A 10545-nucleotide genomic window follows, 5' to 3' on the forward strand; every position below is an offset into this window, starting at 1 on the left:
GCCGGACCCCCGTCGTGCTGAGCCGTTCCCCGGCGTTCCTCGGGGGACCCTCCGGGCCCCCACTCGTCCCGCGGCCACGCAGGGCGGCTCCCCGCCCCTTCTCGGGGACCCTCCGGGCCCCGACGTCAGGACGGAGTGATCTGCAGTGAACCCAGCAGCTGGTCGGCGCGGTCGCCGGGGAGCTCTGGATCCCGGGTGAACAGCGCGATGGCGACCATGTACCCGTCCTCCCCTGCCCAGCCGTGCCCGTCGGCGCACAGCCGGCGGATGTGGTCGCGGACCTTGGGCTGGCTGCTGTAGGGGCCGAAGTCCAGCCCCATCGCCAGGAAGTTGACCACCCGGTAGCCGAGCTCCTCGGCCGTGCGCACCGTCGCCTCGGGGTCGGAGTAGCTGGCCACCGCGGTGATCACGTCGGTGTAGCCCACCTTGAGCAGCTGCAGCACCAGGTCGTTGCCGCGCACGCCGCCCCACAGCTCCGGCATCAGGATGTCGCGGTCGGGGGCGGGGATGTACGGCGGGTTGCTGATCACCGTGCGGGCCGGCCGGCCCCCCGCGGAGTCGGCCTGGTCGAAGAAGTCGCCCAGCTCGACGGTGTACCGGTCGGCGACGCCGCGGGCGGCGATGTTGGCGCGGGCCTGGTCCACCGAGGGCGCGCTGATGTCGTAGCTGCGGACCCGCAGGTCGGGCAGCGAGCGGACGACGTCGGAGATGGCCGTGGCGTCACCGGTCCCCAGTTCGTCGACACCCTCCTCGGCCCATCCGAGCTGATCGCGGTACTGGCTGAGCAGCATGCACACCGAGAAGCCGTAGTGCGCGGACTCGTCGGTCGAGGAGAAGCAGGTCACCGGCGGCCCCTACCCCGGCACTCCTGCGTTCACCCGCACCGGGAGGAGCACGTCCCCGGATCGGTGGACACCGGGTCAGCGGGCGGAGGCGGCCACGGCGAGCAGCTCCCGGGCGTGCGCCTGACCGGTGTCGCTGTCGGCGAGCCCGGAGAGCATGCGGGCCAGTTCCCGCACGCGGTCCTCGCCGTCGACCGAGCGGATGTCGGTGGCGGTGACGCCGGCGCCGGTGTCCGGCGCCTTGTCGACGACGAGGTGGGTGTCGGCGAAGGCGGCGACCTGGGCCAGGTGCGTGACGACGACGACCTGGTGGTCGCGGGCCAGCCGGGCCAGCCGCCGCCCGATCTCCCCCGCGGCCTGGCCACCGACACCGGCGTCGACCTCGTCGAAGACCATGACCGGCACCGGGTCTGCGCCGGCGAAGACGACCTCGATCGCGAGCATGACGCGGGAGAGCTCACCGCCGGAGGCCCCCTTGTGCACCGGCCGCGGCGGCGCCCCCGGGTGCGCGGCCAGCAGCAGCGCCACCTCGTCGATGCCCTCGGGCCCGGGGTCGTCGGGGTGGCTGTCGATGCTGAAGGAGACCTGGGCGCTCTTCATCGCCAGCCCGGCCAGCTCGCTGCCGACCTCCGCGGCGAAGCCATCGGCGGCCGCGCGCCGGCCCGCCGAGATCTCGCTCCCGAGCCGGTCGACCTCCGCGCGCACGGCATCCCGCTCGGCGGCCAGGGCCTCGAGCGCCTCGTCGGAGACGTCGAGCTGGGCCAGCCGGTGCGCGGCGTCCTCCGCCCAGGCCAGGACGCCGCCCACGCCGGCACCGGGGTCGGCGTACTTGCGCACCAGCGCCGTCAGGGCGGCCCGGCGGTCGAGCACCTCGGCGAGGCGGGCCGGGTCGGCGTCGAGGTCGGCCACGTAGCCGGCGAGCTGCCCGGCGACGTCGGAGACCACGGCGACGGCGTCCGCGAGGTCCTGGGCGAGCATCACCAGCGTCGGGTCGTCGGAGCCGGCCAGGGCGCGCTCGGCGATGGCCAGCGCCGCGGCGGCGTCCTGCGGCACCTCGCCGGCGCCCAGGTCACCGGTCACGTCGCCGACCAGGGCCATCCGCGCCTCGTCGGCCGCGGCGCGCAGCGCGTCGGCGTCGCCGAGCCGCTTGGCCTGGGTGTCCAGGGCCTCGTCCTCGCCCGGCTCGGGGGCGACGTCGGCGATCTCCTCCAGCCCGTGCCGCAGCACGTCGGCCGCCTGCGCCAGCTCCCGCGCCTGCCCCCGCCGGCGGTCCAGGTCGGCGGCCAGCTCCCGCCACCGCTGGTGGGCGGCGCGGTAGCGCTCCAGCAGCGCGAGGTGCTCGGCGCCGGCGTACCGGTCGAGCGCACGACGCTGCTCGGCGGGGCGGGAGAGCCGCAGCTGGTCGGTCTGCCCGTGCACCGCGAGCAGGCTCTCGGCGAGCTCCGCCACGACCCCCACCGGGACGCTGCGCCCGCCCAGGTAGGCGCGCGACCGCCCCTCGGCGCTGACGGTGCGGGCGAGGATGAGGCTGCCGTCGTCGTCGGGGTCGGCGCCGGCGTCGGCCGCCCGCGCCCAGGCCGGCGACTCCGGGGGCAGCTCCAGCCGTCCCTCCACCCCGGCGCGGCCGCTGGCCCGGACCCGGCCGGGGTCGGCCCGCCCGCCGAAGAGCAGGGTCAGCCCGGTCACCACCATGGTCTTGCCGGCGCCGGTCTCCCCCGTCACCACCGTCAGGCCGCGGCCGAGCTCGAGGGTGACGTCGTCGATGGCGCCGAGCCCCCGGATCCGCAGCTCCGAGAGCCGGCCCGTGGCCGTCACGGGAGCCCGTTCAGGCGTCGTCGTGCGTGCTGCCACCGCTCACCTCCTGCGCCGGGGCCGCCTGGGCGGGGTCGTCGACGGAGACCACCTCGCGGGTGAGCACGTTGCGGCTGGTGAACAGCTCGTGCCCGGGGCCGGCGTGCCGCGCGTCGCGGAACCCGCGGACGGGGAGGCCGAACTTCGCCACCAGCCGGTCGCCGAACGTCGAGGCGTGCACGCGGGCGATCCGCACCGGCCGGCTGGCGCGCCGCACCTCGACACGGCCGCCGTCGGGGACGTCGACGCTGCGGCGCCCGTCGGCGGAGACCCGGGCCTGGTTGCCGTCGGCGGGCACCGCGACCGTGACCACGGAGTTCGGCGAGGTCACCAGGGGGCGGGCGAACAGGGCGTGGGCGTTGCTGGGCACCAGCAGCAGGGCCTCCACGTCGGGCCAGACGACCGGCCCGCCGGCGGAGAAGGCGTAGGCGGTGGACCCGGTGGGCGTCGCGCAGAGCACCCCGTCGCAGCCGAAGCTGGTCAGCGGCCGCCCGTCGATCGCGATGACGACGTCGAGCACCCGGGAGCGCTCGGCCTTCTCCACCGAGACCTCGTTGAGCGCCCACGTGCCCCCGACGACGGCTCCCCCGGCGTCGACGACGTCCACCCGGATGGCGAGCCGTTCCTCGACCGAGTACTCGCAGTCCTCGATGGCGGTGAGGGTCTCCTCGACCGCCTCGGGCTCGGTCTCGGCGAGGAAGCCGACGCGGCCCAGGTTGACGCCCATCAGCGCCGCGTCGGTGTAGCGGGCCAGCTCGGCGGCGCGCAGGAAGGTGCCGTCGCCACCGAAGACCATGACGATCTCGGCGTCCCGCGCCGCGCCCTCGTCGCAGGCCACCACCTCCGCACCGGGGATCTCCAGGTCCGGCGCCTCGTCCTCGAGGACCCTGACCACGATCCCGCCGCGCAGCAGCCGCGCCGCGGAGGTGCGGGCCAGCTCGACGATGTCCTGCCGCCCGGTGTGCACCGTGAGGAGGACCCGGCGGGTCCCCTGCTGGTCGGGTGCTGCCGTGCTCGGCTCGGTCACTGCGGTCCCTCCTGGACTGCTCGACGGACGGCGTCCTCCTCGATCGGCCCGGCATCGGACCGCAGCCACAGGAAGAACTCCACGTTCCCGGCCGGGCCCGGCAGCGGGCTGGCCACGACGCCGGCGGTGCCCCAGCCCAGCGCGTGCGCCGCCCGGCCCACCTCCAGCACCGCCTGCACCCGGTGCTCGGGGTCGCGCACCACGCCGCCCGCGCCGAGCCGCTCCCGGCCCACCTCGAACTGCGGCTTCACCATCGGCAGGAGGTCGGCACCGGGCAGGGCGCAGGCGGTGAGCGCCGGCAGCACCAGCCGCAGCGAGATGAAGGAGAGGTCGGCGACGACGAGGCCGACCGGGCCGCCGATCGCCTCGGGGGTCAGCGTGCGGACGTTCGTGCGCTCGTGCACGTGCACCCGGTCGTCGGTGCGCAGCGACCAGGCCAGCTCTCCGTACCCGACGTCGACGGCGACCACCTCGGCCGCCCCTCGCCGCAGCAGGACCTCGGTGAAGCCTCCGGTGGACGCGCCGGCGTCCAGCGCCCGCCGCCCGTCGACGGCGACCGGGAAGGCCTCGAGGGCGCCGAGCAGCTTGTGCGCGCCGCGGGACACCCACGACGGCTCCTCCGGATCGGTGCGGACCACCACCGGGGTGCCCGCCTCGACGCCGGTGGCCGGCTTGGTGGCGGCCTGCCCGGCGACGGCGACCCGGCCCTCGGCGATGAGGCTCACCGCGTGCTCCCGCGACCGGGCCAGGCCGCGGCGCACGAGCTCGGCGTCGAGCCGGCTGCGACGGGCCATCAGCGCGGGTCGATCGTGCCGAGCTCGCCCTGCAGGCGCGCGTGCTCGGCCTCGAAGAGGGCGACGTGCTCGGACACGGGCAGCTCGTCGAGGCCGTCCAGCCGGCCAGCGCCACCGACGGGCGACGGGCTCCCGCCCGCCGCCGACGAGGGGTCATCCGGCCGCGGGCCGGCCGGCGGCGCCCCGGGGACTGCGACCGGCGCGGACCCCGGGCGGTAGGGCCCGGGCACCGGTCGCGGTGCGGTCGGCTCGGTCACGGAGCACCTCTCGGGGGAGCGGGTCGGGCGGGCCGGGACGGGCCCTCGGGGACGCGCCGGCGTCCGTTGCGGAGGTTACCGGCCTGGCACGACGCCGACGGGCCGGACGGACCAGCGCGATAGCGTCGGGCCACCGCATCCACCGCCGATCCCAGGGGAGACCTCTCCGCGTGGCCACGATGGACCAGTGCATGACCGCCCTCTCGGGCGTCCTCGGCGACCTCGCCGCCAACCCCGCGGCGGCCGGGCTCGACCGCAGCCTCTCCTGCCGGCTGACCGATCTGGAGCAGGTGGTCCTCGGCCGGCTGAGCTCGGGGTCGGTGCGGGACCTGCACCCCGTCCCCGACGGTCCGGGCGTGCCGAGGGCCGACATCCGGCTGACGATGACGAGCGACGACCTGGTCGCCCTCACCGATGGCCGGCTGTCGTTCGGCTCGGCGTGGGCCAGCGGGCGGATCAAGCTCGAGGCGGGCCTGCGGGACCTGCTGCGCCTGCGCAAGCTGCTCTGAGTCCCGGCGGGTCAGCGCGGGCCGCCCGACGGCAGGTGCCAGGCCCGCGCCCGCGCGGTCGCGGTCGCCCCGTCCGCCAGCACGCGCGCCGGCACCGTGCCGCCGGGGTGGGCGGCCCAGTGGGCGACGCAGAGGGCGCGCAGCCCGTCGAGGCCGTCGTCCGAGCCCGGCCTCGCGCCGCTCGCCGTCTCGGTGTCGGGTCCGCGGAGCTCCAGCACGTCGCCGCCCTCCGCCTGCCGGACCGTCCAGCCGCCGCACCGCCACGTCCGGCCCTCGGCGGTGACGGGCGGGTGCGGGTGCAGGAGACCGGAGGCGTCGGCGGCGAGCAGGTCGGGCCGGTGCTCCGGTCCGGCGGCGAGGAGCGTCGCCGGGTCGGTCACCCCGGAGAGGACCAGCAGGCTGGCCGCGCCGGCCCGCCGCGCGCCCTCGATGTCGGTGTCCAGCCGATCCCCCACGACCAGGGGGTGCGCCGCACCGGTGCGGCGCACGCACTCCGCGTGCATCGCCGGGTCGGGCTTCCCCGTGACCAGCGGCTCCCGCCCGGTGACCTGCCGCACCACCCCCACCATCGCGCCGTTGCCCGGCAGCGGGCCGCGCGGCGAGGGGATCGTGGCGTCGGTGTTGGTCGCGACGTGCCGGGCGCCGTTCCGGACGGCGACGACGGCCTCGGCCAGCTGCGCCCAGCCGACCTCGCGCCCGTAGCCCTGGACGACCGCGTCCGGTCGGTCCTCCGCGCCGGTGACCACCGTGAGGCCGGCCGCCTCCAGCGCGGCGGCGACGCCCGGACCGCCGACGGGGAGGACGCGCGCCCCGGCACCGAGCAGCTCCGCCACCACGGTCGCCGCCGCCTGGGAGCTGGTGATGACGTCACCGGGCCCGGCCGGCACCTGCAGCTCCGTCAGGTGCGTGGCCACCTGCTCGGGCGTGCGGGCGGCGTTGTTCGTGACGAACCCCAGCCGCATCCCGTCGGCGCGTGCCCGGGCCAGCGCCGCGGGGACGCCGGGCACGGCGTCCGGGCCGACGTAGACGACCCCGTCGAGGTCGAGCAGGGCGACGTCGTACCGCTGCGTCGGGGGCTGGAGGCAGCCCCCGGCCAACGCAGGCGGGGTCGGGCCGTCGATGTGGCCGGTCATGCGGAGCCTCGCTTCCGGCGGGCCCGGACCTCGCGCAGCGCCCGGGCGTAGTGCGCCAGGTCGGGGCGCATGGCGACGGCCAGCGCCAGCTGCTCGGCCGCCAGGGTGAGGTCCCCGGCGCGGCTGGCGGCCAGCCCGAGGCCGAAGCGGGCGTAGTCGTCGGCCGGGTCGGAGGCGGTGAGCCGGGTGAAGCTCTCGATCGCCTCGGGGTAGCGGTGGGCGTCGTACTGGGCCCGGGCCAGCGCCTCCCGGACGCTGCGCGACGCCGGTTCGGCCTCCGCGGCGCGGGCCAGGAGCGTCGCAGCGGCGTCGGGATGCCGGTCGGCGAGCAGCGCGAGGCCGCGGTGGTACCAGTCGTACACGCCACCGGCGGGGGCCTCGCGGTCGCCGCTGCGGCCCTCCGGTGCACCTGCTGCCGGCACTCCCGCCCCCTTCCTCGACCGCTGCCGGGTCCCGCCGTCCGCCGGTCCGGGAGGAACCACCGCGGGCGGCGCTCCTACGATCTCCGTCGTGCTCTCGTCGTCGGTGGGACCTGATACGCCACCCGGTCCGGAACCGGGACTTGAGGTCCGGCCGTTCCGGGCGCTCACCTACCGGGACCGGGATCCCGGGCACCTGGCCCGCGTCAGCTCGCCAGCCTACGACCTCGTGACGCCCGCCGGCCGCGCTCGGCTGGCCGACGCCGACCCGCACAACATCGTCCGCCTGATCCTCCCCCAGGTCGACGGGCAGCCGCAGACCGCCGGTGCCTCCGCCGCGCTCGCTGCCACCACGCTGCGGTCCTGGCTCGCCGCGGGCGTGCTCGTGCGCGACCCGGTCCAGGCCCTCTGGCTCTACGAGCTGCAGCCGGCCGACGGTGCCCCGGCCACCGTGGGGTGGCTGGGTGCGGTGGCCCTCCCCCCGGCCGGCTCGGCCGCGGTCCTCCCGCACGAGGACACCTACCCCGCGGCGGTCGAGGGACGGCGCGCGCTGCTGGCCGCGACCGGCACGGACCTGGAGCCGATCGTGCTCGCCCACGACCCCGAGCCGGAGGTGGCCGAGGTGAGCGGGCGGGTGCGGCGGTCGACGCCCACGATGGAGCTGCGCGACGGCGACGGCGTCCTGCACCGGCTCTGGCGGGTCGACGACGCGGCGACGCTGGAGGCCGCGACCCGAGCGCTGTCGCGCACCCGAGCGGTGATCGCTGACGGGCACCACCGCTTCGCCGCGGCGCGCGCCAACGCCGGCACCCGGGGTGGTGCCGGGTCCGACGCCGTGCTCGCCCTGGTCACCCCCATGGGGCCGGGCGGTCTCCGGGTCGACCCGATCCACCGCGTGGTGCCCGGACTCCCCTTCGGCGCCGCGGTGGCTGCGGCCGCCCAGGGTTTCGTCACGGCGGAGGTGCCGGTCGACGGTGCGGACCCGGCCTCGGTGGTCGCCGCGGCACGCTCGTGGTTGGCCGACCCGGCCGAGCGGGGCCTGCTGCTGAGCGACGGCGCCCGCCTGGTCCGCCTCACGGCAGCCGCTCCGGAGGTCCGCGCCGCCGTCCCCACCGAGGCGCCACCTGCCTGGCGCGACCTCGACGTGGTCCTCGCCCACCACGGGCTGCTGCAGGTGCTGTGGGCGCGACCGGACACCGTGGACGCCGTCGTCATCGCGCACCGACTCGAGGAGGCCTTGACGACCGCTGTCGAGCGCGCGGGCGTCGCCGTGCTGCTGCGCGCACCCTCGCCCACCGACGTGGCTGCGGTCGCGCGGGCAGGAGCCCGCATGCCGCGGAAGTCGACGCTCTTCGTGCCCAAGCCGCGCACGGGCCTCGTGCTGCGCCCCCTCGCGGACTGAACGGCGGGGCGCCGCTTCACGCCGTCTCGCCTGCCACGCGCGCAGCTGACCGTGGGATCTTGCGCCCGCGCCGGCAGTTGACCTCGCAGACGGACGCGGTGCCCGAGCCGGTGCGCCAGAAGCGCCGCTGCAGCGCGCCCTCCACCTCGACGACGTCACCCGGTTGCCAGGCGGCGACGCGCCGCTGCAGACCCCGCTCGTACGTGATGCAGGTGAGGACGTCCACCGATCGGCCGCGCACGGTGGGCCCGGGCCTGCGCACCACCAGCCGGAAGCTCACCAGCGTGTCGCCGCTCGGGAGGGTGCGCAGTTCTGCGGGGGCGGACAAACGCCCCCGCAGCACCACGTCGTTGCGATCGATCACAGCCACGGTCATGCCTGCAGCCTGCGCGCTGGAGGGGCGTGCGAGGACCGGCTGCGCCGATCTGTGGACGCGCCTCCCGGGTGTGGACGGGCCGGACGACCGGGTGGGGGTCAGGCCTCCGGCTCGTCCCGCGTCGACCGAGATGGGTCGGCTGGGGACGACGCCTCGTCACCGGTCTCACCGAGAAGTTCTGCGACCTCCGCCTCGACCTCCTCGGCGAAGGTCATCGCGCGGGTGCGCTCCCCAGCACCACCGGTGAGCGCGTGTGCCGATAAACCCGCATCGGGCAACTCCTCCTCGCCCAGCTCGGCATCGCTGAACTGGACTACGGGTGGTGCTCCCCCGGAGACCTGGTCTTCGGGTATCCGGTCGTCGGACGACGCTCCGCCGGCGACCTCGTCGTCGGACACATCGCCCAGCGGCACATCGTCGTCGGACACGTCGCCCAGCGACACATCGTCGTCGGACAGCGCTCCACCGGCGACCTCGTCGTCGGACACATCGCCCTGCGGCACGTCGGCGAGCTCATCACCGGGCGCAGCCGTCTCGTCGACCTCGCTGAACTCGATACCCGGGTCCTCGCCGACCAGCTCGGGATCCATCGCCGCCAGGACCTCGAGCCACTGCGTGGCGCGCTCGTCCTCGCCCTGGGTGCGCAGCAGCTCGGCGTAGGCCGCGGCCAGCCGCAGCTGCCCTGGGTCGTCCGGACCCAACCTCGAGGGGTCCGGCCGACCGCCGAGTGCCCGCTCGAGGACGAGCCGGGCTGCCGCGCCTTCACCGAGATCCTGGCGGGCGCCGGCCTCGACCAGGCGGAGCTCGACCGTCTCCTCCTCGTCAGCGACGTCAGCGAGCGCCTCGTTCACCAGGCGGATGGCGACCTCCGGGCGCCCGAGCGCACGCTCGCAGTCCGCGAGCACCGCCCGGTACCCCTGGTCGCCGCTCATGCGGCGGTAGGCGCGGATCTCACGTGCCGCCTCGGCGTAGTCGCCCGCGTGATAGGCCGCGACGCCCACGGCCTCCCGCACGACGGCCAACCGGGAAGCCCGGTCGCGGGCCGCGCGGGCATGCGCGAGGGCGGTCTCCGGATCCTCGTCGACCAAGGTCCCGGCTACGACAAGGTGCCCTGCGACCTTGGCGGAGTTGCGCGGATCGAGGCCGCGGAGGGCCGCGCGAATCGAGGGATCGAGGTCTCGGGGATCGGCCCACTCGGGCACCTCAGGTCCGGCGGGTACGGGCGGGCGCCGATCCTGCGTGGGCCGGCTCGTCGTCGGACGGCGCTCCCGCCAGTCTCCCTGCGAGCGCTGGGGACGGTCACCCTGCGGGCGACGGTCCTGCCAGTCCCCACGGGGACGATCGCCGCGCGGGCGCTCCGAGCGCTGCGGCCGGTCACCCTGGGGCCGACGGTCCTGCCAGTCCCCACGGGGACGGTCACCCTGCGGGCGGTCCGAGCGCTGGGGCCGGTCACCCTGCGGGCGGCGGTCCTGCCAGTCCCCACGGGGACGGTCACCCTGCGGGCGGTCCGAGCGCTGGGGACGGTCACCCTGCGGGCGGTCCGAGCGCTGCGGACGGTCGCCCTGCGGGCGGTCCGAGCGCTGGGGCCGGTCACCCTGCGGGCGACGGTCCTGCCAGTCCCCACGGGGACGGTCGCCCTGCGGGCGGTCCGAGCGCTGGGGCCGGTCACCCTGTGGGCGGCGGTCCTGCCAGTCCCCACGGGGACGGTCACCCTGCGGGCGGTCCGAGCGCTGCGGACGGTCGCCCTGCGGGCGGTCCGAGCGCTGCGGACGGTCGCCCTGCGGGCGGTCCGAGCGCTGCGGACGGTCGCCCTGCGGGCGGTCCGAGCGCTGCGGACGGTCACCCTGCGGGCGACGGTCCTGCCAGTCCCCACGCGGGCGCTCCGCACGCTGCGGCCGGTCACCCTGCGGGCGACGGTCCTGCCAGTCCCCACGC

General features: G+C 76.6%; 11 protein-coding genes. 2 read left to right on the forward strand and 9 right to left on the reverse strand.

Annotated features, from left to right (window positions below; translation table 11 throughout):
- Window positions 1-125: 125 nt before the first annotated feature.
- From E9549_RS14560 to E9549_RS14580, 5 genes are all read right to left on the reverse strand, one after another.
- Entirely contained in the window at window positions 126-845 is a 720-nt protein-coding gene (locus E9549_RS14560; protein WP_236827261.1) for a methylase, read from the reverse strand.
- Window positions 846-920: 75 nt separating this feature from the next.
- A complete protein-coding gene (recN, locus tag E9549_RS14565; protein ID WP_236827262.1) occupies window positions 921-2657 on the reverse strand; it encodes a DNA repair protein RecN in 1737 nt (578 codons plus the stop codon).
- A 10-nt stretch (window positions 2658-2667) separates the two neighbouring features.
- Window positions 2668-3720, reverse strand: coding sequence for an NAD kinase (locus tag E9549_RS14570; protein ID WP_236827263.1), 1053 nt, complete (start codon window positions 3718-3720; stop codon window positions 2668-2670).
- Window positions 3717-4514, reverse strand: coding sequence for a TlyA family RNA methyltransferase (locus E9549_RS14575; protein ID WP_236827264.1), 798 nt, complete (start codon window positions 4512-4514; stop codon window positions 3717-3719). The genes E9549_RS14570 and E9549_RS14575 overlap by 4 nt, the downstream gene beginning before the upstream one ends.
- Window positions 4514-4771 (reverse strand): hypothetical protein, encoded by a 258-nt coding sequence (locus E9549_RS14580; RefSeq protein WP_236827265.1) that lies wholly within the window; start codon window positions 4769-4771, stop codon window positions 4514-4516. Before E9549_RS14580 ends, E9549_RS14575 begins: the two co-directional genes overlap by 1 nt.
- Window positions 4772-4962: 191 nt before the next feature.
- Here E9549_RS14580 and E9549_RS14585 point away from each other — a divergent pair, with 191 nt between their 5' ends.
- The gene (locus E9549_RS14585) at window positions 4963-5280 is read left to right on the forward strand and encodes an SCP2 sterol-binding domain-containing protein (RefSeq protein ID WP_236827266.1); all 318 of its coding nucleotides are present in this window, start codon (window positions 4963-4965) and stop codon (window positions 5278-5280) included.
- Window positions 5281-5291: 11 nt separating this feature from the next.
- Here E9549_RS14585 and E9549_RS14590 read toward each other — a convergent pair whose 3' ends face one another.
- Both E9549_RS14590 and E9549_RS14595 read right to left on the reverse strand, forming a co-directional pair.
- Window positions 5292-6413, reverse strand: coding sequence for an HAD-IIA family hydrolase (locus E9549_RS14590; protein ID WP_236827267.1), 1122 nt, complete (start codon window positions 6411-6413; stop codon window positions 5292-5294).
- Complete coding sequence (locus E9549_RS14595) at window positions 6410-6835, reverse strand: tetratricopeptide repeat protein (protein WP_236827268.1); 426 nt, start codon at window positions 6833-6835, stop codon at window positions 6410-6412. The genes E9549_RS14590 and E9549_RS14595 overlap by 4 nt, the downstream gene beginning before the upstream one ends.
- A gap of 103 nt (window positions 6836-6938) precedes the next feature.
- Between E9549_RS14595 and E9549_RS14600 the strand changes: the two genes are divergently transcribed.
- Window positions 6939-8234, forward strand: coding sequence for a DUF1015 domain-containing protein (locus tag E9549_RS14600; RefSeq protein WP_236827274.1), 1296 nt, complete (start codon window positions 6939-6941; stop codon window positions 8232-8234).
- Window positions 8235-8250: 16 nt separating this feature from the next.
- On the opposite strand, the gene E9549_RS14605 is transcribed toward E9549_RS14600, so the two are convergent.
- Window positions 8251-8610 carry a single-stranded DNA-binding protein gene (locus E9549_RS14605; protein WP_236827269.1) on the reverse strand — a complete coding sequence of 120 codons (360 nt, stop codon included), beginning with the start codon at window positions 8608-8610 and terminating at the stop codon, window positions 8251-8253.
- Between the two features lie 98 nt (window positions 8611-8708).
- Window positions 8709-9812, reverse strand: a complete 1104-nt coding sequence (locus tag E9549_RS14610) for a M48 family metallopeptidase (protein ID WP_236827270.1) — start codon at window positions 9810-9812, stop codon at window positions 8709-8711.
- Window positions 9813-10545: the final 733 nt, after the last annotated feature.

The sequence above is a fragment of the Blastococcus sp. MG754426 genome (genome assembly GCF_021699055.1).
Lineage (GTDB): Bacteria > Actinomycetota > Actinomycetes > Mycobacteriales > Geodermatophilaceae > Blastococcus.

What these genes read in the sequence shown, in the direction of transcription:
- E9549_RS14575 (WP_236827264.1), bottom strand. Translation starts at nt 4,514, where the DNA reads ATGGCCCGTCGCAGCCGGCTCGACGCCGAGCTCGTGCGCCGCGGCCTG.
- E9549_RS14585 (WP_236827266.1), top strand. Translation starts at nt 4,963, where the DNA reads ATGACCGCCCTCTCGGGCGTCCTCGGCGACCTCGCCGCCAACCCCGCG.
- E9549_RS14590 (WP_236827267.1), bottom strand. Translation starts at nt 6,413, where the DNA reads ATGACCGGCCACATCGACGGCCCGACCCCGCCTGCGTTGGCCGGGGGC.
- E9549_RS14605 (WP_236827269.1), bottom strand. Translation starts at nt 8,610, where the DNA reads ATGACCGTGGCTGTGATCGATCGCAACGACGTGGTGCTGCGGGGGCGT.